This is a genomic window from Vibrio cholerae ATCC 14035 (assembly GCF_000621645.1).
GTDB classification, from domain to species: domain Bacteria; phylum Pseudomonadota; class Gammaproteobacteria; order Enterobacterales; family Vibrionaceae; genus Vibrio; species Vibrio cholerae.
On record NZ_JHXR01000001.1, the window covers coordinates 80,101 to 106,127 of the forward strand.

Here is a 26,027-nt window from a genome sequence, read left to right on the forward strand (position 1 = left end):
TGAGTGAGCAAGCCCGTGAAAGAAAGAAAGTCAAGACCTGTTAATTTAGATTTGCAGACCATTAGCTTTCCGATCTCAGCAATCGCATCCATCCTCCACCGTGTGTCGGGGGTGATTACGTTTGTTGCGGTTGGGATTTTGCTTTGGTTGTTATCCCTCTCTCTCTCCTCACCTGTCGGATTTATGGAAGCGAGCAACATTGTTGACAGCTTTTTCGTGAAATTCGTGTTGTGGGGAATTCTAACTGCTCTGGCCTACCACATTGCTGGTGGGATTCGTCATTTATTGATGGATCTTGGTCACTTTGAAGAGCTGGAATCCGGTGCCGCGAGCGCCAAAGTAGCTTTTGCCGCTACGGTTGTATTGTCTCTACTGGCGGGGGTTCTGGTATGGTAAAGCATGTCTCTTCCTTTGGTCGTAATGGTGTTCACGATTACTTATTGATCCGCGCTTCAGCGATCATCTTAGTTTTGTACACTATTTATATCGTGAGTTTTTGCGCGTTCACGGACATCTCTTATGTCGCGTGGACTCAATTCTTTGGTAGCACGTTCACCAAAGTCTTCACAATGTTGGCATTAGTTTCAGTATTGATTCATGGCTGGATTGGCCTATGGCAAGTACTGACGGATTACATTAAGTGCTCCAAATTGCGTGCAGGACTGCAACTTGTGGTCATCGCCGTTCTACTTGGATACTTCTTCTCTGGCCTATTTGTATTGTGGGGTGCCTAAGTGACTATTCCAGTTCGTTCTTTTGACGCCGTAGTAATCGGCGCAGGTGGTGCAGGTATGCGTGCTGCACTACAAATTTCTGAGCAAGGCCTAACTTGCGCACTGCTTTCAAAAGTGTTTCCAACTCGTTCTCATACGGTATCCGCTCAAGGCGGCATTACCGTGGCTTTGGGTAACTCACATAAAGATGATTGGCAGTGGCATATGTATGACACGGTAAAAGGTTCCGACTATATCGGCGACCAAAATGCCATCGAATACATGTGTAAAAACGGCCCGGAATCCGTGATTGAACTTGAGCGCATGGGGCTACCTTTTTCTCGTTTTGAGAACGGCACGATTTATCAGCGTCCTTTTGGCGGTCAGTCAAAAGAGTTCGGTGGTGAACAAGCTGCTCGTACGGCAGCAGCAGCAGACCGTACTGGTCATGCTCTACTGCACACGCTTTACCAACAAAACGTTAAACATAAAACCACCATTTTCTCGGAATGGTATGCACTGGATCTGGTGAAAAACCAAGATGGTGCTGTGCTCGGTTGTACTGCAATCTGCATGGAAACAGGCGAAATTTGCTACTTCAAAGCCAAAGCAACAGTGCTTGCGACAGGCGGTGCAGGTCGTATTTACGCTTCAACCACCAATGCACACATTAACACGGGCGATGGTGTCGGTATGGCTTTGCGTGCTGGCGTACCAATGCAAGATATGGAAATGTGGCAATTCCACCCAACGGGTATCGCGGGTGCTGGCGTTCTGGTTACAGAAGGCTGTCGTGGCGAAGGTGGCTATCTGCTGAATAAAGATGGTGAGCGTTTCATGGAACGTTACGCGCCTAACGCTAAAGATCTAGCAGGTCGCGACGTGGTTGCACGTTCAATGATGATCGAAATCCGTGAAGGTCGTGGTTGTGATGGCCCATGGGGTCCACACATCAAACTGAAACTGGATCATTTAGGTCGTGATGTATTGGAATCTCGCCTACCGGGTATCTGTGAACTATCACGTACCTTTGCTCACGTGGACCCAGTGAAAGAACCTATTCCTGTTATCCCAACCTGTCACTACATGATGGGTGGCGTACCAACACAAGTGTCTGGTCAAGCGATCAAACAAGACAGCCATGGTAAAGATGTTGAAGTCCAAGGCTTGTTTGCTTGTGGTGAAATCGCTTCTGTATCGGTACATGGTGCCAACCGTTTAGGCGGCAACTCACTGCTTGATCTGGTGGTATTTGGCCGCGCAACGGGTCTACATCTTGGTGAAACTCTGCGTGCTCAAGCTGAGGCTCGCCCTGCGACTGCATCGGATATCGAAGCTTCTCTGGCTCGTACTATGCGTTGGGAAAACAGCAAAGGTGGCGAAGATCCTGTCGTGATTCGTAAAGATCTGCAGCGCTGCATGCAAAACAACTTCTCGGTATTCCGTGAAGGTAAGGCGATGGCTGAGGGGCTGGAAGAGCTCAAAGTCATCCGCGAACGTTTGAAAAATGCCCATCTGGCGGACAAATCAACCGAATTTAACACTCAACGTATTGAGTGTTTAGAGTTGGACAACCTGATGGAAACGGCATTTTCGACTGCAGTAGCGGCAAACTACCGTACTGAAAGCCGTGGTGCACATGCGCGTTTTGACTATCCAGAGCGTGATGATGAGAACTGGTTGTGCCACTCAATCTACAATCCGGAAACGGAACAGATGAGTAAGCGTGAGGTCAATATGACACCGGTTTACCGTGACCCGTTCCCGCCTAAAGTGCGTACATATTAAGGGAGGTACTCAATATGAAACTCAACTTCTCCTTATATCGCTATAATCCGGATGTCGATAACAAACCCTACATGAAAGACTACATTCTTGAGGTAGAGGAAGGGTCTGACATGATGGTGTTGGATGCTTTGATTCTGCTTAAAGAGCAAGATCCAAGTATTGCTTTCCGCCGCTCATGCCGTGAAGGGGTTTGTGGCTCGGACGGTCTGAATATGAATGGTAAGAATGGCTTAGCATGTATCACACCTTTGTCTGCGTTAAAAGGTGACAAAATTGTGATTCGTCCGCTGCCAGGATTACCTGTGGTTCGTGACTTGATTGTCGACATGACTCAGTTTTACGATAACTATGCGAAAGTTAAGCCTTTCTTGATTGCAGATGATGCATTACCCCCTTCAAGAGAGAACTTGCAATCCCCAGAAGAACGGGCGCATTTGGATGGTCTGTACGAGTGTATTATGTGCGCTTGCTGTACCACTTCCTGCCCTTCATTCTGGTGGAATCCGGATAAATTTATCGGACCTGCAGGTTTGTTGGCTGCTTATCGTTGGTTGATTGATAGCCGTGATACCGCGACAGATGAACGCTTATCGAATCTTGATGATGCGTTTAGCGTTTTTCGTTGCCACGGCATCATGAACTGTGTCAGTGTTTGTCCGAAAGGATTAAACCCAACGAAAGCCATTGGACATATTAAGTCCATGTTGATCAATCGTTCAGTTTAAATTGAAAATTGCAGGCCTTCGGGCCTGCCTTTTATAGCTCGGCGATAAGACCGCAGCAAACGTGAAAACTACTGGTTAAGGGAAAAAAATGCACAACGGCGTGATGAAGGCATGGCTCGAGTCTTCACACTTGGCTGGCGCCAATGCAACTTACGTAGAAGATCTCTACGAACTGTATCTAAGTGATCCCGATCTGGTAAGTGAGGAGTGGAAACGTGTTTTTGATGGGTTGCCTGCGCACCCAACGAATGTGGTTGAACAACCGCACTCACGCGTCCGTGACTACTTCCGACGACTCGCTCAAGAGACTAAGCATTACAATGTCCAAGTTAGTGATCCTGAAGTCGATGCAAAACAAGTAAAAGTACTGCAGCTAATTAACGCATACCGTTTCCGCGGTCATGAAGCTGCCAAGCTTGACCCTCTCGGTTTATGGAACCGCCCTGAAGTGGCGGAACTGAATCCCTCATTCCATAATTTGACCCAAGAAGATATGGAAGAGACCTTCAACGTGGGCTCCTTTGCGATTGGCAAAGACACGATGAAGCTGAAAGATATCTATCAATCCCTACAAAAAATCTACTGTGGCTCTGTCGGTGCAGAATACATGCACATCACCGACACTGAGCAGAAGCGTTGGATTCAACAGCGTCTCGAACCAGTTGTGGGTACCCCTGTATTCAGTAAAGAAGAAAAGCGTACTTTCCTTGAAGAGCTGACTGCAGCTGAAGGTTTAGAGCGCTATCTTGGTGCGAAATTCCCTGGTGCTAAACGTTTCTCTCTCGAAGGGGGGGATGCCTTAGTTCCGATGACCAAAGAGATGATCCGTCACGCGGGTGCCAGTGGCATGCGTGAAGTGGTGATTGGGATGGCGCACCGCGGTCGCTTGAACATGCTGGTCAACGTTCTGGGTAAAAAACCGCAAGATCTGTTTGATGAGTTTGCCGGTAAACATGGCGAAGGCTGGGGCACAGGTGATGTGAAATATCACCAAGGTTTCTCCGCTGACTTTGCGACACCGGGCGGTGATGTTCACTTAGCACTGGCTTTCAACCCATCGCATCTTGAGATTGTGAACCCTGTTGTGATGGGTTCAGTGCGCGCGCGTCAAGACCGCCTAGGTGATGAAGATGGCAGTAAAGTGCTACCTATCACTATCCATGGTGACTCTGCGATTGCAGGACAAGGTGTGGTGGCTGAAACCTTCAACATGTCTCAAGCGCGTGGTTTCTGCGTCGGTGGTACAGTACGTATCGTGGTCAATAACCAAGTGGGCTTCACGACATCAAACCCACGCGATACTCGCTCAACCATGTACTGTACCGATATTGCCAAGATGGTACAGGCACCGATTTTCCACGTGAATTCAGACGATCCTGAAGCTGTAGCCTTTGTCACTCGTCTAGCGCTTGATTACCGTAATGAATTCAAACGCGATGTGGTGATTGATCTGGTGTGTTATCGCCGTCATGGTCATAACGAAGCGGATGAGCCAAACGCAACTCAGCCATTGATGTACCAAAAAATCAAGAAGCATCCAACACCTCGCAAGCTGTATGCAGATGTGTTAACTGAGCGTGGTGAGTGCGATCTCGAAACCGCGACTCAACTGGTGAATGAATATCGCGATGCCCTAGATCACGGTGAAGTGGTGGTCAAAGAATGGCGTCCAATGGCGATGCACTCTGTGGACTGGTCACCGTATTTAGGTCACGACTGGCATATCCCTTGGAATAGCGAATATGCGATGGAGCGATTGCAAGATCTTGGTCGTCGTGTTTGCCAATATCCGGAAAGCCATGTGTTGCATAGCCGTGTAGAAAAAATCTATCAAGATCGTCTCTCTATGATCTCTGGCGAGAAGATGCTGGATTGGGGTATGGCTGAAACGCTTGCGTATGCCACATTGCTTGATGACGGTAAGCGCATCCGTATCTCGGGTCAGGACTCTGGTCGTGGAACCTTCTTCCACCGTCACGCCGTTCTGCATAACCAAAACGATGCGAGTACTTATATTCCACTCTCACAGATCCATGCTGGCCAAGGCCCGTTTGAAGTCTTTGACTCAGTATTGTCAGAAGAGGCGGTATTGGCATTCGAATACGGCTATGCGACAGCGGAGCCTAGCGGTTTGACGTTGTGGGAAGCACAGTTTGGTGATTTTGCTAACGGTGCGCAGGTGGTTATTGACCAGTTTATCTCCTCTGGTGAACAGAAGTGGGGTCGTCTATGTGGCCTGACTATGTTGCTGCCACACGGTTATGAAGGCCAAGGCCCTGAGCACTCCTCTGCACGTTTAGAGCGTTACTTGCAGCTGTGTGCTGAGCAAAACATGCAGGTGGTTGTTCCGTCTACCCCTGCTCAGGTTTACCACATGATTCGTCGTCAAGTGGTTCGCCCAATGCGCCGCCCTCTGGTGGTGATGTCTCCTAAATCGCTGCTGCGTCATCCACTGTGTGTCTCCAGTATGGAAGATCTTGCCCACGGTACTTTCCAGCCGGCGATTGGTGAAATTGATGCGCTGAATCCGTCGCAAGTAAAACGCGTTGTGTTCTGTTCTGGTAAGGTTTATTACGATCTCCTTGAACAGCGCCGAGCCAATGAACAGCAAGACGTGGCGATTGTTCGTATCGAACAGTTGTACCCATTCCCTCTGGAAGAAGTACAAGCGGCCATTGCAAATTACACCAATGTGGTGGATTACGTCTGGTGTCAGGAAGAACCGCAAAACCAAGGTGCTTGGTACAGTAGCCAACATAACTTCCGCGCTGCGATTCCAGCGGGTGCTGATCTGAAATACGCAGGTCGTCCCGCTTCGGCATCTCCTGCGGTCGGCTATATGTCGGTGCACATGAAACAACAAAAAGCGTTGATTGAAGACGCTCTGACCCTAGCGTAAGAACGAGAAGTATAAGGAAGATACCATTATGACCATTGAAATTCTGGTTCCAGATTTGCCTGAATCAGTTGCGGATGCCACGGTTGCGACGTGGCATAAAAAGCCGGGTGACATGGTTGCTCGCGATGAAGTGATCGTTGAAATTGAAACTGACAAAGTGGTGCTGGAAGTTCCAGCACCCGATGCCGGTGTTCTGGAAGCTATTTTGGAACAAGAAGGTGCGACAGTGCTTTCTAAACAACTGCTGGCACGTTTGAAGCCAGGCGCTGTAGCGGGTGAACCAACCCAAGATACTCCAGATGCTACTGAGCCATCACCAGATAAACGCCATAAAGCATCACTAACTGAAGAAAGCAATGATGCGCTAAGCCCTGCGGTTCGTCGCCTGCTTGCTGAACATAACTTGGAAGCAAACCAAGTTAAAGGTTCTGGTGTGGGTGGTCGTATTACCCGCGAAGACATCGAAGCTCACTTAGCCGCGAACAAAGCCAAACCAGCTGCGAAAGCTGAAGCCCCTATCGCAGCGCTGGCTCCTGTCGTCGGCCGCAGTGAAAAGCGCGTGCCAATGACACGTCTGCGTAAGCGTATCGCTGAGCGTCTGTTGGAAGCGAAAAATAACACGGCTATGCTGACGACGTTTAATGAAGTGAACATGAAACCTATCATGGACATGCGTAAGCAATACCAAGATGTGTTCGAAAAACGTCATGGCATTCGTCTGGGCTTTATGTCGTTCTACGTGAAAGCTGTCACTGAAGCGCTGAAGCGTTACCCAGAAGTGAACGCGTCTATCGATGGTGATGATCTGGTTTACCACAACTACTTTGATGTGAGCATTGCCGTATCAACCCCACGTGGTCTGGTTACTCCAGTACTGAAAAACTGCGATACCTTGAGTTTGGCGCAAATTGAAAAAGGCATCAAAGAGCTAGCAGAAAAAGGTCGTGACGGTAAATTGACCGTAGACGAACTGACTGGCGGTAACTTTACCATCACCAACGGTGGTGTGTTTGGTTCACTGATGTCAACGCCTATCATTAACCCGCCACAAGCGGCGATTCTGGGTATGCATAAGATCCAAGACCGCGCCATGGTGGTGGATGGCAAGATTGAAATCCTGCCAATGATGTATCTAGCGCTGTCTTATGACCACCGTTCAATCGATGGTCGTGAGTCGGTTGGTTTCCTAGTGACCGTTAAAGAGTTGCTAGAAGATCCAGCCCGTCTGCTGCTCGATGTTTAAACTGTCTTTTGCTCAGATTTCTGAGTAATGGAGAAAAGGGTCGGACATGCTCAACGTCCGACCTGGCTTTGGCCAAAGATTGGCTACTCGCTCAAGAGTGACCCTACAAACGTAAAGTTCAGCTCAATGGACTCTATGGAAGAACAATAAACAAATGGAACAACACAATGAATTTGCATGAATATCAAGCTAAACAGCTGTTTGCAGAATTCGGTTTGCCTGTACCGGAAGGTTATGCTTGTGATACGCCACAAGAAGCGTTTGAAGCTGCAGGACGCATCAGCACAGCCAAGAAAGTCGTAAAATGCCAAGTTCACGCAGGTGGACGTGGTAAAGCAGGTGGCGTTGAACTGCATGACACTAAAGAAGGCGTAAAAGCGTTTGCACAAAAATGGCTAGGTAAGAACCTAGTAACTTATCAAACGGATGCAAATGGCCAACCGGTTTCAAAAATTTTGGTTGAAGAAGCATCAAATATCGCTAATGAGCTTTATCTTGGTGCGGTAGTTGACCGTTCTACACGTCGTATCGTTTTCATGGCATCGACTGAAGGTGGCGTGGAAATTGAGAAAGTGGCAGAAGAAACTCCAGAACTGATCCACAAAGCGGCGATTGATCCACTGGTTGGCCCACAAGCCTACCAAGGTCGTGAATTGGCGTTCAAGCTAGGCCTGCAAGGTGATCAAATCAAACAGTTCGTGAAAATCTTCATGGGCTTGGGTGAAATGTTTGCTCAATATGATCTCGCACTGCTGGAAATCAACCCGCTGGTGATTACTGCGGAAGGTAACTTGCTGTGCCTTGATGGCAAAATCAACATCGACTCCAATGCTATGTACCGTCAACCCAAACTGCGTCAAATGCACGATGCTTCTCAAGAAGATGCGCGCGAAGCACACGCAGCGAAATGGGAGCTTAACTACGTTGCGCTGGATGGTAACGTAGGCTGTATGGTTAACGGTGCTGGCCTTGCGATGGGTACGATGGACATTGTTAACTTGCACGGCGGAAAACCCGCAAACTTCCTTGATGTTGGTGGCGGCGCGACCAAAGAGCGTGTTGCAGAAGCCTTCAAAATCATCTTGTCTGATACCAATGTAAAAGCCGTACTGGTGAACATCTTTGGTGGCATTGTGCGCTGCGACATGATTGCAGAAGGCATTATCGGTGCAGTGAAGGAAGTTGGTGTAAGCGTTCCAGTGGTTGTGCGTCTTGAAGGTACAAACGCAGAACTTGGACGTAAAGTACTGGCAGAATCAGGTCTAGATATTATTGCAGCTGTATCTTTGACAGACGCAGCGCAAAAAGTAGTTGCCGCGGCGGAGGGCAAATAATGTCGATTCTTATCAATAAAGACACTAAAGTCATTTGTCAGGGTTTCACCGGTGGTCAAGGTACTTTCCACTCTGAACAGGCGATTACTTATGGCACACAAATGGTTGGTGGTGTATCGCCAGGTAAAGGCGGTACCACGCATCTAGGTCTACCGGTATTTAATACCGTTCGTGAAGCCGTTGAAGTGACTGGCGCAACCGCAACTGTTATCTACGTACCAGCACCATTTTGTAAAGATGCGATTCTGGAAGCGATCGATGCTGGCATCAAGCTTATTGTGACCATCACTGAAGGCATTCCTACCACTGACATGATTGATGTCAAAGTGAAACTGGAACAGACTGGCGTTCGTATGATTGGCCCTAACTGCCCAGGTGTGATTACACCGGATGAGTGTAAGATTGGCATCATGCCAGGACACATTCACAAGAAAGGTAAAGTGGGTATCGTTTCTCGCTCTGGTACTTTGACTTATGAAGCGGTTAAACAAACCACAGACGAAGGTTTCGGCCAGTCTACCTGTGTGGGCATCGGTGGCGACCCAATTCCGGGGTCAAACTTCATCGACATCCTGAAGATGTTCCAAGAAGATCCAGCGACTGAAGCGATTGTGATGATCGGTGAAATCGGCGGTACCGCGGAAGAAGAAGCAGCTGCTTTCATCAAAGCCAACGTCACAAAACCTGTCGTTTCTTATATCGCAGGTGTAACGGCTCCTCCGGGCAAACGCATGGGTCATGCTGGTGCGATCATCTCTGGTGGTAAAGGTACCGCTGAAGAGAAATTTGCAGCACTTGAGTCTGCGGGCGTGAAGACAGTAAAAAGTCTTGCCGATATTGGCAAAGCGCTGCGTGAAGTGACTGGCTGGTAATCTACCGCGATTACTTACTCAGATAATAAGAAACCCCGAACACAGCTTCGGGGTTTCTTTTTACTAAATGCCATTTCTTTTTACTAAAAGCTAATCTGATACAGCGTTAAGCGACCCGTTTAAACTGGGTGAGTACAAACAATACCGCAGCAGAAACCACCACCGACGGACCTGCAGGTGTGTCAAAGTGCCAAGATAGCGCCAACCCACCGATCACACTTAATACACCCAGTCCAATTGCCCAAAACGCCATGGCTTCTGGGGTGCGTGAAAGACGGCGAGCAGTAGCCGCGGGGATGATTAACAGCGAGCCCATAATCAAAGCCCCGACAAATTTCATCCCGACGGCAATCACCAAACCGATAAGTAGCATCAAGATTAAACGCATCAGGTCAGTGTTGGTTCCTTCAACAAAGGCCAACTCTTCATTCACGCTAGTCGAGAGAAGGGGTTGCCAGAGGAGATAGACAATCAAACTGACAGTGACGACACCGAACCAGATAAAGGTAAGATCGGATGGGCTAATCGCGAGCAAATCACCAAACAGATAGCTCATCAAATCGATGCGGACATTATCAAGAAAGCTCACCGCAATCATACCGAGCGATAGCGCGCTGTGCGCCATAATCCCAAGTAGGGTATCGGTCGCGATGAGTTTTTGCTTTTGCATCGCCACTAAAATGGCCGCCATCCCCAAACAGCAGACCAATAGTGCCAGATACAGATTGATGTCGAGTAAAAAACCGAGCGCCAGACCCAGTAGTGAGGCGTGAGCAAGGGTATCACCAAAATAAGCCATTCTGCGCCAAACCACGAAAGATCCGAGAGGGCCAGCAATAATGGCAATTCCGAGGCCAGCAAGAAGAGAAGGTAGAAGAAGTTCAATCATGTTTGTGGTGACCATGTGAATGATGTGAGCAAACACTCGCTTTTCCTTTGACTGGTAAGCCAGATAAATCGTGGTGGTGGTGCTCGTGGTGGTGTTGATAAAAAGCCAGCGTGTCTCGGCTTCGATGGCCAAACATCGCTAAATAACTCGGGTGTTTGGCGATGCTCTCCGGCGAGCCAGAGCAACAGACATGGTGTTGTAAGCAGATCACTTCGTCGGTTTTGGCCATCACCAAATGTAAATCGTGAGAAACCATCAACACAGCGCAGCCAAAGCGGTTACGCAAGGTGTGGATCAGGTCGTATAAGTCAATTTGTCCTTGTACATCAACCCCTTGAGCAGGCTCATCGAGCACAAGCAAGTCGGGTCTTTGTAATAAAGCTCTGGCGAGCAATACACGCTGTGTTTCACCGCCGGAGAGTTTATGCATATCACTACTTTGAAGATGCTCACCTCCCACTAGGCGTAAGGCTTCCGATAGCTCTTGGGTACTAAAACGGCCAGCCAGTTTTAAAAAGCGGTTCACCGTCAGCGGTAATGTGTCATTGAGTTTGAGTTTTTGTGGAACATAGCCGATACGAATTCCCGATTGGCGAATGATTTTTCCTGAACTCAATGATTGTAATCCTAAAATGACTTTCACTAAGGTTGATTTTCCTGCACCGTTGGGGCCGATAAGCGTTGTAATATTGCCTTTGGTGAGAGTTAACCGGATATTGTCAAGCACACGTCTTTGTTCAAAGTCGACGCATATGTCTTGCAATTCAATCAGAATAGCCATGGAATAGAACTCATTTGCAAAATGGTTATGTTATAAAGTAACATTCATGCCCAATAAAAGCCACTAACTGGAGTTTGGCGACCATGTTATCGAGATATTTTTTACTTACTGTCGCAGCACTGTTTGCTCAATCAGCCAGCGCAATCGAAGTTCTGACCAGCATCAAGCCGATACAGATGATCACTTACGAGTTGATGCTGGGGACGGGGACTCCCGATGTACTTTTACCTTCTGGAGCATCGCCGCACGATTATGCGCTACGCCCTTCAGATGTAAAGCGGATTCAACAAGCAGATTTGGTTATTTGGTTTGGTCAGGATCTTGAACCCTTCATGAGTAAACTGCTGGAAGGCCGTACGTCAGCACTAACATTAAGCCAAGTCCCTAATTTAGCACTGCGAGAATATGGCGAGGAGGAGCAGCATGAGCATGATGGGCACCATCACGGGCATTATGATCCTCATTTCTGGTTAGGGATTGGGCCTGTAGGACAAGTTGCAAGTGCAATTACGGCAAAACTGATTGAGCTCGATGCGGATCAGCAGCAGCAGTATCAAGATAATCTTGTTCGCTTTTTAGCGAACCTTGCCGAGCAAGACAACACGATAGGTGAAAAGCTCAAACCTGTCACGACCGTACCTTATTACGTTTTTCATGATGCTTATGGTTATTTCGAACAGCACTTTGCATTAAATAATCTAGGCCACTTCACGGTGAGTCCTGAGCGAAAGCCGGGAGCCAAGACGCTGATCGCCATTAAAAAGACGCTAAATGATCAACTCGCCAAGTGTGTATTTTCAGAACCGCAATTTGAGCCAGCGATTATCGAAACCGTTGTTAGAGGCACGTCGGCGAAAATTGGTGTGCTCGATCCACTCGGCATCTCTATTGAACTCCAAGCGGGTAGCTATTTCGCCTTCCTAAATAGTTTGGCGGAGAGTTACTACGCGTGTTTGTCCCAATCTTAAGTCGACCAACTTCTCTAACATTGTTCTAAATGCGGCTTAAGCCGCATTTTTTTGTATCCAAAACCTAAAAAAGTGGTCTTTCTAAACCTTTCAAACTGCATACCCGCTAGGGATTCGTTAGAATGCATGAGAATTTGTGCTCCTCTAGAATACCGAAACCAATAAAGCACGAATTCTTGAATTGTCGCTGACAGGGGAACTCGTGTTTCGCACATTGTTGTATGGCTGCTTGCTCAATATCCTGATCCCATCCTTGGTATTGGCATTAGATAAATCTATGTCTATTTTCTATCCTTTGCCCATTCAAGAGCAGGGGAAAGTTATTGTTGCGCAAAATCTCTACCTCGGTAGTGATGGGGGGATTTGGGTACATGATGTTCATGGCAAAGTGATGTACTTTGATGGACAAAACGTCTTGCCTCGTCGTGGTTCTGTTCTGCCGCAGTTGTCCAGTCATATTGTTTATGCGAACAGTGCATTTTGGGCTTTTGAGCAACACGAGTTGTTCAGAACCTATCCCGGGGGAGAAAGAGAGCTGATGTTGAGCTTAACTCCGGGAACGCAGATTATTCAGATGGGGGCCTCAAATGGCATGATCTGGATGGTTGATGGGGAAAACTTCTATAGTTATGAGATCCGAAGTGGCCGCGTCGAATCCCTCTCGTTACATGAACTTTATCAGCTCAATAGTGCCAGCAAGGTCGTGATTAACGATGCGCAGTTTTTAGTCTCGAAATGGGCTTTAGCGACTAATGTTGGGGTGTATTTATCTGATGAACAAGGTTTTGCCCATGTAAAAAATTCTGGCAAGCACTTTATCCAAAAGCTCTATTTTTCCCATAAGCGGCGAGAGCTGTTAGTTGGGTCTAAACGTGGCGCGTTAGTCATTGATATTGAAAATAAACGTCCACCACTGGATAGAATTGGTTCCTCCCATGTCCTCTCTATTGCGGAAACCGAGAAAGAGTACTGGATCGGTACAGAAGATGGGCTCTTTGTTTACTCTTTTATCACCGGGAAAATCGTGCAACTTGAGAGTAACAACCAAGATGGCTATGCCTTACTGGGCAAGAAAATCTACGCCATGGTGAATGACTTTCAAGGTGGGATGTGGATAGGAACTGACAAGGGGATTTTTTATTACTCCCTATTTGGTCAGCAGTTTACTCGGTATCCGGCGCAAGCATTATCTAACGACGGAAGTAAAACACCGATCGGTAAAATAGCCGCTCTTAACTCGGATGGAGACTATCTGGCGATAACCGCACAAGGCCTGTATAACTTTAATTTTTCAGATGAGCTACGTAAGCATCTTATCTATCCAGGTAAAGTAAATGATTTTGTGATTGCCCAAGAGCATCTCTGGATCGCGACAGAGAAAGGTCTGGTTCGTTACAATCTCAGTCGTCGTAGTATTGATACGCCCAATTTACCGCTCCCTTTGCTACAAACGGCTATTCAGCATCTGAGCTTAGATAGTGACGGTAACTTATGGGGGACAAGTGATTACCAAATATGGTCATACTCACTCTCTGAAAAAAATTATCGAGATTATGGTTCTGAATGGATGGTGAAGGCTTTTTCTCCATCAAGGATCACTCTGCTTGCCGCAGTAAAAGACGGCATAGTGATTGGGACGGAACATGGCGCTTATTCCCTGCTTGAAAAACAGATCCGCTTTGATTTTTCGAGTCATCGCTATGGTGAGATTTTACAAGTTGCTGAAGATTCTTCAGGCCACATTTGGCTTGTTGGCTCTTATGGGGTTTTTCAGTGGCGTAAAGATCAGCCCGAAGCTGTCACTGTCGAGTTAATTGAAGAGAATATACAGCCTTTGTGTATTGCTGAGTCTAAGCAGGGGATGTGGCTTATCTCCACCAAAGGGATCAGTTATTACCGTAATCAAGAGCTCACTAAGCATTTTGGGGCTCCTTATGGACTGATCAGTAATGAGTTCTTGTCTGCATCGTGTGCGGTGGGTGAGGAGCAAGATAACTCATCGTTGATCATAGGATCGCAATTTGGTGTAGTGAAAACCAATACAGAAGAATTAGCGGTGTCTAATTTGCCCAATATTCAGGTGACGTTTAGCCAAGTCAGCGTAAATCATACGACCAAGCTTTTGGGGTATCGTATGTCCGAGCCACTGAAAATTGCTTATGGTGATTCGATCAGCTTTCAGTTTGGCGCTTTACCCTCTTCACGCAGCCAATCTTTAGAATACAAACTCAACGATGAACAGCAGTGGCAGCGCTTTGATTGGGCGCTGCTCAATTTTGATCAACTTTTACCTGGTAAGTATCGTTTGAAAGTCCGTAGCGCTAATCCGACACAGCGATACCGAACTGAGGCCCTGTTTGATTTTGAAGTCTTACAGCCTTGGTATATGACCTCCATCGCGCTTGTCGGATATGTGCTGAGCGTGTTGGGGTTATTAGCACTCGCTTTATGGTGGCGAACAAGAATGATATTGGCAGCTAACCGCAAACTCAAAGCGCAAGTGGAGCTCAAAACCAGTCAGTTACGTCATCAAAGTAAAATTGTGCTGAGCAACAACCACCAACTTCGAAAGCAACTGCAGCTCCACCATACAATTCTTGGTAACGTGTTAGACAATATTGATGCTTCATTGCGGCACTTATCTTCCTACGCCAAAGTACGAGCATGGAGTGAATTTGAAGCACCGTTCAACAAGGTGAAGCAAGAGTTGGCTCAACTGCATTTTATGCATCGCGGCGATGAGGATGAAAGCAAATATCATGATTTGCATCTTTTGATTGAGTCTGCATTGAAGAGTTGGCAGGAAGAGTACAGTAAAGCCTTGATTAAGCTAACTTACAGCGGTGAGCCTCGCTTTGTGGAAGTCCGACAATTCAACCTTGATGTGTTATTTAATGCTGTATTAACGGATGCGATCAAACGTTTGTATAAGCATCAAGAATTAACCATACAACTTGAAGTGAGAAATGCGCAGGCGGTTATCGTATTTTCTGATTTTGGTGCCCCAATCCAAAACATAGACAAAACCATGGTGACGTTATCTGGTAGTAGTTATCCGCTTGAAGAGTTAGTCATTCGCAGTGGTGGTGTATTGCATGTGCTCGCGTTGAAAGAGCGTAATGTGATTGAGTTAGCTTGGCCATTGGCAACCTTACCCGAGTTAGAAACCATTCATAAACCAGAAGAAGGGGAACAGGCGGCTAAGGTTGGGATCGATGAGGTGGAGAAGGAGTGGCTAAGCAAAGTCGAGAAACTGATTGAGCTGCATTATAGCGACCCCAATTTCACCACATCCACTGCAGCGCAGGCGCTTTATGTCTCTGAACGCAGTTTACAGCGTCGCTTTAAAGCCGCGACAGGAAAAACCTTCAAAGAGTCGTTAAATGAGGTTCGCTTAGAAAAAGCGTGTCAAAGCTTATTGAGTGGGGCGAAAATCGCACAAGTTGCCTTTGATTGCGGATTTAATGATCCCTCTTATTTCAGTCAGCGTTTCAAACATCATTTTGGATTATCACCAAGCCAATTCATCGAAGATCAAGAAAACTAATAGAGCCCATCTCTATTTCATCTTGTTGTTCTCAAATCGCCTAGTATTGCAGTAAGCCAGCAACGGTATTGATCAAAGTGAGCATAGGCGGATTTGTGTGATTAGAAAATGAACCCACCAATGCTCCTTCAGTTTTAATAAATAGCAAAGGTACCCGTGAGAACTTAGCTCGGTAGTCGATAACAGTGCGCTACAAATGTGATGAATTTTGTTCAGACAAACAGAAGCTAACAAGCTTGTCGCTGAATCGGCTCAAGAAACAAATGCTATTGAAGTGAGTGATGGTAATAGAGGTAAAACAGTAGGAAAAAAATATCGTGGTATAGCCGGGGGGACTATACCACGGGTGTCAACGACACCTTCGCTTGCTGCCGGAGTGGTATGACATGGTCATACCACCTCTGGAATTCTTGTCTCTAGGAGGGATGTCCTTTCAACGAAATCACTATAATCCTATAGACTTATTTTACTTATAAAATTAACGACAACTTTACATAGAAAAACGACAGCAGCTTAATCATGTTTTTAAGGTGTTGATTTTAAATATGTAAATGTAATTTGTCGTTTTTTCTATCATGTTGATTTTATGCAGGAGACTTTTCTGACTTGGTCTTTGACGTTTTTGACGAAAAGTTTTTGACAGAATTGACGTTGACTATTACCTAAGCAAACATTGTTTTCGCGCAAGAAAACCTTACCCTGCGTATGGTAAGTTCGTTTAATATTAATAGTAATATTTCTTATTAACACTTCCTTTTCAAAGTTACCTCTATGAAATTGTCACAAATGCAAGCAGGCGAGCGTGGAATCATCCTCGCATTGGATGGACTTTCTGATACGGTCAGAAAGAAACTGATGGTGATGGGCGTTCTCCCCAATACCGAAGTCGTATTAATTCGCCGAGCTCCAATGGGTGATCCGCTTCAAGTTGAAGTACGCGGTGTGTCGATCGCGTTGCGCGAAAATATTGCGGCAAATATTGATGTGGAGAGAGCACAATGAAGTATCAAGTACTCACCGTAGGCAACCCGAATAGTGGAAAAACAACCTTATTCAATGGTCTCACTGGGGCAAAACAGCAAGTCGGTAACTGGGCGGGGGTCACTGTTGAGAAAAAAACGGGTAGTTTTGTGCATGCAGGCGATGAATTTTCACTCACCGATCTGCCCGGAATTTATGCTTTAGACAGCGGTAATGACAGTAACAGTATTGATGAATCGATCGCATCGCGTGCAGTGTTGACGCATCCTGCGGATGTGATCATTAATGTGGTTGATGCGACGTGCCTTGAGCGCAGCTTATATATGACGCTGCAACTGCGTGAATTGCGCCGTCCAATGATTGTCGTACTTAACAAAATGGATGCGCTTAAGCGCGAACGTGTTCATCTCGACCTCAAACAACTAGAAGCGTTTTTGGGGTGCCCTGTGTTGGCGCTTTCTGCCAACAATAAAGAGCAAGTTCGCCGCTTTAAAGAAAAATTGCATAAGCTGCTGGTACAAGGGATTGCGTTAAAGCAGATTGAACTTCACTACGGTGCTGAATTTGAGTCATTGATTCATGAGCTAGAACCAATGTTTGCTGAGCAAGCGGTTTCTGCGCGCGCGCTGGCGATTCGAGCCTTAGAAAACGATCGTTTAGTGATTAACGGATTAAAAGAGGCGGAGCGCCAAAATGTAGAGCAACGTCAACATGAGTGCCAGGTTGATATTGATCTTCTCGTTGCCAACGTACGTTATACCTATTTACATGAGCTGTGCACCCACGTGCGACGCACCGAGGGTAAACTGAGCCATAAATTCACCGAAAAAGCCGATCGCGTTATCCTCAATAAGTGGGTTGGCATCCCGTTCTTTTTTGCTGTGATGTACCTGATGTTCATGTTTTCAATCAACATCGGCAGTGCTTTTATCGATTTCTTTGATATTGGCGTCGGTGCATTGTTGGTTGATGGCGGACACCATTTACTGGATGACCATCTCCCCGTTTGGTTAGTGACCTTAATCGCTGATGGTGTTGGTGGCGGTATTCAAACCGTTGCAACCTTTATTCCTGTCATTGCTTGCCTGTATTTATTCTTAGCGGTATTAGAAAGCTCCGGTTACATGTCTCGTGCTGCATTTGTTCTGGATAAAGTGATGCAGAAAATCGGTTTGCCCGGTAAAGCGTTTGTCCCGCTGGTCCTTGGCTTCGGGTGTAACGTACCTTCTATTATGGCAACGCGCACGCTGGATCAAGAGCGTGAACGTAAGCTGGCGGCCTCCATGGCTCCGTTTATGTCTTGTGGTGCTCGTTTACCGGTTTATGCGTTGTTTGCGGCGGCATTTTTCCCGCAAAGTGGCCAAAATGTGGTGTTTGCCCTCTACTTATTAGGGATTGTTGCTGCGGTATTGACTGGTTTGGTACTGAAAAAGACCCTCTATCCTGGTGTCAGCGAGAGCTTAATCATGGATATGCCGGACTATGAAATCCCAACCTTACAAAACGTGGTGATCAAAACATGGCAGAAGCTGAAGCGTTTTGTATTGGGAGCCGGTAAAACCATTGTTGTTGTTGTGACGATTTTGAGCTTTTTAAACTCAGTCGGTACCGATGGTTCATTTGGTAACGAAAACAGTGATAAGTCCGTGCTTTCTAAAGCAGCTCAATTTGTCACTCCTGTTTTTTCACCGATGGGGGTTACTCAGGAAAACTGGCCTGCAACGGTTGGCATCATTACAGGTATTTTTGCCAAAGAAGCGGTTGTGGGGACCTTAAATAGTCTTTACACCAGCACACCTGATGCAGAAGAGGCTGCGGAATACGATTTGCTGGCGAGTTTGCAAGAAGCCTTAATGACGATTCCTGACAACCTTGCAGGGCTCAGTTTCAGCGATCCACTAGGAATTGAAGTCGGGGATTTGACGGATACCGAGGCTGTTGCGCAAGAGCAAGAAGTAGACGGCTCGATCTTTGGTAATTTACACACCTATTTTGCCAATGCTCATGTAGCTTTTGCTTATCTGATCTTTATTTTGCTTTATACCCCTTGTGTAGCCGCGATGGGCGCTTATGTGCGCGAATTTGGTGCAGCTTACGCGCGCTTTATTGCGGTATGGACGATGGGGCTGGCCTACGGTTCTGCGGTGCTCTACTACCAAGCTACCCATATTGCTGAGCACCCAATGTATAGCTTAATTTGGATTGGTGTGATTGTGGGCATCGGATTCGCTACCTACTGGGCACTTAAACAGACAGGGCGTAAGCAAAAGATGATAGAGGTATCTGTCGCGTGATTTTAAATGAACTCAAAGCGGCGATTGAGTCAAAAAATGGCGCTACGAGACAAGAGCTCGCGCGACGTTTTGCTCTGAGCGAAGATGGCATCGATGCGATGCTCGCGGTATGGATTAAAAAAGGTGTCCTATCGCGTCAACAGTACATCAACGCTGAGGATGAGGTGGTGCGAGTGCGCTACGTCATGAATCAGGTAGGATCGCTTGCTGTGAATGTGACTATGTAAAACCTTCCAACTTGAAGGTGCCGCGGTGTTGGCAACGTTTGTTCATCCCAATCGCATAGTGTATCTATGCTCGTGGGGATGAATTCTCTTGCTGCCTACCTGCAACGCCAAGTAGTTTGGGTATAGTTGCTTGTGGTATCACCGACTCATAAAAAAGCCGCGTAATGCGGTTTTTTTATGGTCATTCCTAAACCACTCTGCTTTTAGCAGCGATGCTTGATGCCCAGTGCTTCATCTAAGCTGGCGGTGATGACGCAGACGCTATGCCGTAAACAGGGCATGTTTTGCGAGGGCATCTCTTAACTGGGTCAGTAATGCCGCTTGCTCTTGCTGAGTACGAAACACGCCTTGTGTTCTGCCCCAAACCGGGCCCGGCCATGCCATATCATGGGTAAAGCGCGCAATATGATGGATGTGCAGTTGTGGCACCATATTGCCTAGAGCACCTAAGTTGAGTTTGTCTGGGGAAAATAGAGTTTCCAGAGTTTGGCAAACCAGCTGCGATTCGATTAAAAACTGCTGCTGCTCATCCATTGGCAGATGGTGTAGTTCACGTAAATCCGCTCTTTGCGGGACTAAAATAACCCAAGGCACGGCAGAATCTTTATGTAACAGAGCAACACAGAGCGGGAAATGGCCGATCACATCGGTGTCTTTTTGCAATTGGGGATGCAGTTCAAAATGCGCCATCAGATACGCCTCCAAATCGATTTTTATTCTTGGTTGAAGACTGGTTGAAGCCAGATAAGTGATAAAGAAAAGGTTGGCGATTGGCCAACCTTTTCTCTACTTCAATTACATTCTCTCTAGAGTGTCAATACCCAGTAGAGCAAGACCTTGCTTGATGGTTTTCGCTGTCAGTGCAGCGAGTTTCAAACGACTCTGCTTAATGCTTTCTTGCTCTGCGACCAAAATTGGACAAGCTTCGTAGAAGCTAGAGAAAATGCCAGCCAGTTCAAACAGGTAGCTACACATGATGTGCGGTTGACCTTCACGCGCGACCGATTGTACCGCTTCTTCAAACTGCAGCAGTTTGGCGATCAAGGCTTTCTCTTTCTCTTCAGTAATTTGGATATGGCCTGTTAGCTCATTCATATCCACACCCGCTTTCGCAAAAACAGAAGCAACACGAGTATAAGCATACTGCATGTAAGGCGCGGTATTGCCTTCAAATGCCAGCATGTTGTCCCAATCGAACACATAATCTGTAGTGCGGTGTTTAGAAAGATCCGCGTACTTCACGGCCGCCATCGCAACCGTATTGGCGATGTTGGCTTTTTCTTCTGCGGATAACTCTGGATTTTTCGATTCGATCAGGGCCTTGGCACGCTCTTGTGCTTCATCCAGCAAATCCGCCAAACGTACAGTGCCGCCTGCACGAGTCTTGAATGGGCGACCATCTTTACCCAGCATCATGCCGAATGCGTGGTGCTCTAAGCTGACGTTTTCTGGGATATAACCCGCTTTGCGTACGATAGTCCATGCTTGCATCAAGTGTTGATGTTGACGTGAGTCGATGAAGTACAACACACGATCTGCGCCCAGTGTTTCATAGCGGTATTTAGCACAGGCGATATCCGTTGTTGTGTACAGGAAGCCGCCATCACGCTTTTGAATGATAACGCCCATAGGCTCGCCGTCTTTATTCTTGAATTCCTCCAAGAACACCACTTGCGCGCCATCATCTTCCACTGCCAAGCCTTTGGCTTTCAGGTCGCTGACAATTTGTGGCAGCATGTCGTTGTACATGCTTTCGCCCATCACGTTTTCGCGAGTGAGGGAGACATTCAGGCGGTCGTAGTTACGTTGGTTTTGAATCATGGTCACGTCAACCAACTTCTTCCACATCTCTAGACAGAATGGGTCGCCACCTTGCAGTTTCACGACGTAGTTACGTGCTGTTTCTGCAAACTGCTCATCTTCGTCATACAGTTTTTTCGATTCACGATAGAAAGCTTCAAGATCCGAAAGCTCCATCGAAACCTCACCCGATGCTTTTTGTACGCGCTCAAGGTTAGCAATCAACATACCGAACTGAGTGCCCCAGTCACCGATGTGGTTAGCTCGGATCACTTTATGGCCTAAGAATTCCAGAGTGCGTACGACTGCATCACCGATGATGGTTGAACGCAGATGGCCTACGTGCATCTCTTTGGCAACGTTAGGCGCTGAGTAGTCAGCCACGATGTTTTTTGGGGCTTCTTGTGCCACGCCAAGGCGTGCATCCGCCAGAGCCGCTTCGGCTTGCGCAGCCAAAAACTCTTCGCTTAAGAAAATATTGATAAAACCCGGACCTGCGATTTCGGTTTTGCTCGCGATACCTTCAAGATTGAGAACATCCAAGACTTTTTGTGCAAATTCTCGAGGATTGGTACCTAACTGCTTGGCAGCGCCCATAATGCCGTTGGCTTGGTAGTCACCAAATTGTGCTTTTGCTGATTGGCGAACCAGTGCCGGAGTGCCTGCTGGTGCGCCTGCGGCTTCAATAGCCTGAGAAACTCGATCATTGATCAGTGCTTGGATATTCACACGTTTACCCTTCAATTCAAGGAAATAGGGGAGGAATGCCATCATTTTTGAAGTGAGGCATATCACAATAATATGGTTTAATTGGCGGTCATGATAACAATATTCAGCCTAACCACCTAGGGTGAAACACAGGAAATTTTCACCTTTTTCCGTCAATCTTGGTAGTATCGCGTCCAAACTGGCATTTTGAGGCGAACAGATGCAACAACAACTTTATGCGACAGGGCTTGCTCCACAACAACTGCTCGAAAAACTCGACGTATTCATTGCCAAAATTGAGCAGTTGCTTGATCTTTTAGGCTTAGATCTGCGAGCCAATCAGCTAGACCATATTGCGCTGCGAATCAACGATCCGCAATTGGCGCAAGTCGCTCATCAAGCTTGGCTCGCTTATGGTGAAGAGATCTCTTGTGCGCAGATTAATGGCCGCCCGATCATCGTGATTCGTTTTAACCAGCCACTGCAAGTGAGCCATTGGCAAATTGAGTGTCTTGAACTGCCGTATCCTGCGCAAGGGAAAACCTATCCTGAGCAGAGTTGGGAGCATGTAGAATTTGTGATCCCTTCACAAGCTCTGAGTGCAGAGGCTTTTTGTGAGGAGTTGAAAGGCGGTTACCCCTCACTGGCGGAAAAATGGCATCAGCTTAATGAACTCGGCATCAAAGTGAAACTGTCGAGCCCACAAGGTGAAGGGGAGCGTTTGGCGAACCCAACCATTGCGTTCCAGTGGCAAGGGGGGTGTATTAAGCTGCATCCACACCCGTTGCAAACCATTGTGGAATCCGAAAGGGCCTAACCCACATCATAAGCTTTAGGGCGCAGTTGGAACTCTTCCACTGAGCCAATTTCTTGGCCGAGTTGTAAGGCAGGAGCCTCGTGATGGGCTCGGCCTTGAGTATGCATAATTAAGCGATGTGCCGTACGTGGTTTCAGTTCATTGACAACGAAGCGTATCATGTCAGCACGGCTGAGATTTTTAAGCTCTTCCAGCACTTTTTCTCGCTGATCGAAACTGAGATCTTTATTGCCAATCGCAACCCATAAACGCTGGGCTCGAATCCGGAGTGTCGGGTCGGGCGCGGAAATTTGGTTCCACAATCCCCGTTTACTGCTATGCCATTGATATTCATTGAGTTCAAGCAGAACCATATACAAGGCATTTAAAAACTCATCAATAGAGCGGATCAATTCACTTGGCGGAGCCGATGGTGATTGAACGTATAAGATTAAACCCGGATGGCGGTTTAATGGCATATTGCCCGTACCAACCATATAACCGAGTTGCTGTTTGGTGCGAATTTCGTGGAAGAAGGTGGCCGACATCAGATGATTGGCCAGCGAGTAAAGCGCAATACTGCGTGGGCTGACTTCATGAGATTGGTAATACACCACAATCGCGGAATCATCTTGTTGGCACTGTACTTCACGTTGAAACGTTCCACTCTTTCCGAGCATAACCAATGGGCGAAGCGACTCTTCATAAGTTTGTCCTTGAACGCGTAGCGCGTCTTTGAGCACTTCCGCCATCTTGTGGGCTTCGGCGGCAGGCCAGTCACCATAGACAAACATTTCGACGTGTAACTGCGACAGAATTGTGTCGACAAAATGGGCTAACTCTTCCACTTGTACATCATCAATCGCGGCTAGTAACTCGGCATAAGGTGGGTTATTGGGTTGCAATAACCCAGTCATCGCATTAAACAGTTGAGAAATGGGTTTATCGTGGGCGGCATTGCGCCAATTACGAGTCATTTGCTGCTTGATGGTGGCAAAGCGCTTCGGCTGGAAATCGCGCTGCGCAAATTTACGTAAAATCACTTCCATCAATTGCGGTAATTTTTGGCTAAAACCTGACAACGTGAGCGTCACGCCACCTTGGTGGGCATAGAGGTTGTAGCCCATCCCCGCTATTTCGGCTTGGTATGTTTCTTTGGCTAACGCATCCAAAAACATCTCCACACACAAACGGGTCATCACGATATTACGACAGTTAGCCACGGCATGCGGGCTGTCGATCGCAACATAAATCACGCCTTTAGGTACTCTGAATTCGGTGTCTTGCTGATGCCAAAGTTTGAATCCGGGTAAGTCCTGCAACACTTGCGGCAGAGTGTGGCTCTCCTTGACCTCTGACGGGTCGAGGTCATAACAGATAAATGGGTTGGGTTCAGGCAGGGAGATGGGTAAATCCAACGGCTGGCGGAATCTGTGCAGTTGTTCAGTAGTGAAAGGGCGAACTGAATAAGGGGTAAAGTACCATTGCGCTTTTTTATCGTACTCACCCCCTTTTGCAATCAAGGTGGCACGCAGGTTCTCTGGGGTGAGATAACTTAAAATATGCAGCAACAAGGCTTCATCGTAGCCTGACATCATATAGTCCCCGTAAGCCGTATCTTCGGGGGCATAATGCTGCATGTTGACCACCAAATGGCTGACCATATCCAGTGGGCGCTGGGTTTCTTGAAAGCGGAAAGCCGACTCAAGTACAGCCCGTTTTTCTTGATAACGCCACGCCTGTAAGCCTTGAGTCGCAATCAAATTCAGCGTTTGGAATAGACTTTGAATAATCTCATCAACATGATCCAATCCTTCCTGAGTCAGCACACAACTGACGGCAAACTCGCGGTAGTTACTGCCACTTACCCCTCCGCCAGCAGAAAGAGTAGTGATCCAACCTTTCTCTTTCAACGCTTCCAGCAAGCTGCCTTCACCCTCATAGCCAATTAAATGCGCAAAATAAGAGAGCGGTTTTTTCTGATAGTAGCTTTCAGTGCTGGGCATAGGAAAAGCGAGGATCAGCTTACGAATCTCTTTGAGAGGCTCAATCTGAATCAAAATTCCCGTATGTTCGCGATCAACAAAAGGAGGGAGCGGTTTGATATCGCGTTGCGGGTTTGGGATCGCGGCAAAATAACGCTCAGCCCATGCTTCGAGTTCGTCAAAACTTTGCGAGCCAATCAGGGACAACGTCATCAACTTGGCTGAATAATGGGACTGATAAAACTCAATAATTTCATCTCGAATAGAGCTGTTTTCGCGATCGCCTAAGGTGTGCTGATTGCCGACTGAGAACTTGCTAAACGGGTGCTGCGGATTAATGGTTTCTTTTTGTACTTGGTAGAGACGGCGTGACTCATCTTTAATTTTCAGTTTGTATTCTGAGTCGACGGCTTGACGCTCTTTATCCAAAGCCTCGGCATTAAACAGCGGTGCGATAAAAAACTGACTGAAACGGTCAAGCGCTTTAGCAAAAGCGTTCGGCAAAACATCAAAGAAGAAACAGGTATGTTCTGTGCCAGTCCATGCATTATTAGAACCGCCATGCTGACTGATAAAAGTTTGAAAATCGCCAACTTTCGGGTATTTTTCTGTGCCCAAAAACAGCATGTGTTCGAGATAGTGAGCCAAACCTTGGCGTTCGATAGGATCGTCAAAGTGCCCGACGTTGACCGCTAACGCCGCGGCGCACTTTTGAACATCAGGGCTTTGGATGAGTAACGTCCGTAAGCCATTGCTCAGCGTAATATATCGGTACTGATGAGTATCATTGGGGCTGATATGCACAGCATTTCTCCGGATTGGTAGGGTCAAAGACGAGTCACAGAACACCAAACTGACACATCGTACTATTATTATTCCTGTCAGTTTAGTCTGTCGCTTGGCTTTTTAATAGACTGTTAACGAAGTCGAAGTCTTTGCTCAGACTGCTGTTATAATCAAAAAACCAAGCAGCCAGAGACTGCATAGCGTAGGTAGTGTACATGAAGATTTATATTATGCGTCACGGTGAAGCGCAGCAGTTTGCCCCTAGTGATGCACAAAGAGCATTAACCGACCGAGGCCGTCATGAATCCGAAGCTGTCGCGCGCGCATGCGTCAATCAACGGGGCGTGAAGGGTTTCGATCTTGTGTTGGTTAGTCCTTACTTACGGGCTCAACAGACGTGGGAACTGCTCACGGATCATTTTTCCGCCAAAAGAGTGGAAACTTGCGATGGCATCACGCCCTACGGCCAGTCGGATCGAGTATTTGATTACCTATCGGCCTTGATTGAGGTTGAACAGCTCGAATCCTTGTTGCTGGTTTCACATTTACCGCTAGTGGGGTATCTGGTATCTGAATTTGTGGCCGATATGATTCCACCCATGTTCCCGACTTCAGGAATGATTTGTATCGATTACGACCCCATAGCGCAGAATGGACAGCCTTTATGGAATGTGCATCCGTAACCCTATTT

The 26,027-nt window shown here is 47.1% G+C and carries 20 protein-coding genes; 15 read left to right on the forward strand and 5 right to left on the reverse strand.

The window, feature by feature from the left end; genetic code table 11:
- Positions 1 to 3 precede the first annotated feature (3 nt).
- The 8 genes from sdhC (at position 4) to sucD (ending at position 9,574) form a co-directional block, all read left to right on the forward strand.
- Positions 4 to 396, forward strand: coding sequence for a succinate dehydrogenase cytochrome b556 subunit (sdhC, locus tag T411_RS0100495; RefSeq protein WP_000043021.1), 393 nt, complete (start codon positions 4 to 6; stop codon positions 394 to 396).
- Positions 390 to 734 carry a succinate dehydrogenase, hydrophobic membrane anchor protein gene (sdhD, locus tag T411_RS0100500; RefSeq protein WP_000238620.1) on the forward strand — a complete coding sequence of 115 codons (345 nt, stop codon included), beginning with the start codon at positions 390 to 392 and terminating at the stop codon, positions 732 to 734. The genes sdhC and sdhD overlap by 7 nt, the downstream gene beginning before the upstream one ends.
- The gene (gene sdhA / locus T411_RS0100505; RefSeq protein ID WP_000155078.1) at positions 735 to 2,501 is read left to right on the forward strand and encodes a succinate dehydrogenase flavoprotein subunit; all 1,767 of its coding nucleotides are present in this window, start codon (positions 735 to 737) and stop codon (positions 2,499 to 2,501) included.
- Positions 2,502 to 2,515: 14 nt separating this feature from the next.
- On the forward strand, positions 2,516 to 3,226 hold the full coding sequence (locus T411_RS0100510; protein ID WP_000772966.1) for a succinate dehydrogenase iron-sulfur subunit: 711 nt from the start codon (positions 2,516 to 2,518) through the stop codon (positions 3,224 to 3,226).
- Between the two features lie 88 nt (positions 3,227 to 3,314).
- Complete coding sequence (gene sucA, locus T411_RS0100515; RefSeq protein WP_000551472.1) at positions 3,315 to 6,125, forward strand: 2-oxoglutarate dehydrogenase E1 component; 2,811 nt, start codon at positions 3,315 to 3,317, stop codon at positions 6,123 to 6,125.
- Positions 6,126 to 6,153: 28 nt separating this feature from the next.
- Positions 6,154 to 7,368 carry a 2-oxoglutarate dehydrogenase complex dihydrolipoyllysine-residue succinyltransferase gene (odhB, locus tag T411_RS0100520; RefSeq protein WP_000151221.1) on the forward strand — a complete coding sequence of 405 codons (1,215 nt, stop codon included), beginning with the start codon at positions 6,154 to 6,156 and terminating at the stop codon, positions 7,366 to 7,368.
- A 167-nt stretch (positions 7,369 to 7,535) separates the two neighbouring features.
- On the forward strand, positions 7,536 to 8,702 hold the full coding sequence (gene sucC, locus T411_RS0100525) for an ADP-forming succinate--CoA ligase subunit beta (protein ID WP_001048578.1): 1,167 nt from the start codon (positions 7,536 to 7,538) through the stop codon (positions 8,700 to 8,702).
- Positions 8,702 to 9,574, forward strand: coding sequence for a succinate--CoA ligase subunit alpha (gene sucD / locus T411_RS0100530; protein WP_000025476.1), 873 nt, complete (start codon positions 8,702 to 8,704; stop codon positions 9,572 to 9,574). Before sucC ends, sucD begins: the two co-directional genes overlap by 1 nt.
- Positions 9,575 to 9,680: 106 nt before the next feature.
- Here the strand turns inward: sucD and znuB are convergent, their stop codons facing one another.
- Positions 9,681 to 10,463 carry a zinc ABC transporter permease subunit ZnuB gene (gene znuB, locus T411_RS0100535; RefSeq protein WP_000571528.1) on the reverse strand — a complete coding sequence of 261 codons (783 nt, stop codon included), beginning with the start codon at positions 10,461 to 10,463 and terminating at the stop codon, positions 9,681 to 9,683.
- Positions 10,456 to 11,244 (reverse strand): zinc ABC transporter ATP-binding protein ZnuC, encoded by a 789-nt coding sequence (gene znuC / locus T411_RS0100540; protein WP_000996146.1) that lies wholly within the window; start codon positions 11,242 to 11,244, stop codon positions 10,456 to 10,458. Before znuC ends, znuB begins: the two co-directional genes overlap by 8 nt.
- Positions 11,245 to 11,327: 83 nt before the next feature.
- Here znuC and znuA point away from each other — a divergent pair, with 83 nt between their 5' ends.
- The 5 genes from znuA to T411_RS0100565 all read left to right on the forward strand — a co-directional run bounded on the left by znuA (position 11,328) and on the right by T411_RS0100565 (position 19,261).
- Positions 11,328 to 12,212 (forward strand): zinc ABC transporter substrate-binding protein ZnuA, encoded by an 885-nt coding sequence (gene znuA / locus T411_RS0100545; RefSeq protein WP_000952849.1) that lies wholly within the window; start codon positions 11,328 to 11,330, stop codon positions 12,210 to 12,212.
- A 202-nt stretch (positions 12,213 to 12,414) separates the two neighbouring features.
- Positions 12,415 to 15,759: an AraC family transcriptional regulator gene (locus T411_RS0100550; protein ID WP_001911421.1), complete on the forward strand. Its 3,345-nt coding sequence runs from the start codon at positions 12,415 to 12,417 to the stop codon at positions 15,757 to 15,759.
- 771 nt (positions 15,760 to 16,530) lie between these two features.
- A complete protein-coding gene (locus tag T411_RS0100555) occupies positions 16,531 to 16,761 on the forward strand; it encodes a FeoA family protein (RefSeq protein WP_000777870.1) in 231 nt (76 codons plus the stop codon).
- Positions 16,758 to 19,034 (forward strand): Fe(2+) transporter permease subunit FeoB, encoded by a 2,277-nt coding sequence (gene feoB / locus T411_RS0100560; protein ID WP_000877243.1) that lies wholly within the window; start codon positions 16,758 to 16,760, stop codon positions 19,032 to 19,034. The genes T411_RS0100555 and feoB overlap by 4 nt, the downstream gene beginning before the upstream one ends.
- Entirely contained in the window at positions 19,031 to 19,261 is a 231-nt protein-coding gene (locus T411_RS0100565) for a FeoC-like transcriptional regulator (RefSeq protein WP_000602538.1), read from the forward strand. Before feoB ends, T411_RS0100565 begins: the two co-directional genes overlap by 4 nt.
- Before the next feature lie 261 nt (positions 19,262 to 19,522).
- Here the strand turns inward: T411_RS0100565 and T411_RS0100570 are convergent, their stop codons facing one another.
- Positions 19,523 to 19,951, reverse strand: a complete 429-nt coding sequence (locus tag T411_RS0100570) for an HIT family protein (RefSeq protein WP_027694884.1) — start codon at positions 19,949 to 19,951, stop codon at positions 19,523 to 19,525.
- A 105-nt stretch (positions 19,952 to 20,056) separates the two neighbouring features.
- The gene (gene argS, locus T411_RS0100575) at positions 20,057 to 21,790 is read right to left on the reverse strand and encodes an arginine--tRNA ligase (protein ID WP_001025288.1); all 1,734 of its coding nucleotides are present in this window, start codon (positions 21,788 to 21,790) and stop codon (positions 20,057 to 20,059) included.
- A gap of 199 nt (positions 21,791 to 21,989) precedes the next feature.
- Here argS and T411_RS0100580 point away from each other — a divergent pair, with 199 nt between their 5' ends.
- Positions 21,990 to 22,586: a VOC family protein gene (locus T411_RS0100580; RefSeq protein ID WP_001187322.1), complete on the forward strand. Its 597-nt coding sequence runs from the start codon at positions 21,990 to 21,992 to the stop codon at positions 22,584 to 22,586.
- Here T411_RS0100580 and T411_RS0100585 read toward each other — a convergent pair.
- On the reverse strand, positions 22,583 to 25,354 hold the full coding sequence (locus T411_RS0100585) for an insulinase family protein (protein ID WP_000548234.1): 2,772 nt from the start codon (positions 25,352 to 25,354) through the stop codon (positions 22,583 to 22,585). The two genes, T411_RS0100580 and T411_RS0100585, sit on opposite strands and share 4 nt — an antisense overlap.
- A gap of 197 nt (positions 25,355 to 25,551) precedes the next feature.
- Here T411_RS0100585 and sixA point away from each other — a divergent pair, with 197 nt between their 5' ends.
- Positions 25,552 to 26,019: a phosphohistidine phosphatase SixA gene (gene sixA / locus T411_RS0100590; protein ID WP_000708357.1), complete on the forward strand. Its 468-nt coding sequence runs from the start codon at positions 25,552 to 25,554 to the stop codon at positions 26,017 to 26,019.
- Positions 26,020 to 26,027 lie beyond the last annotated feature (8 nt).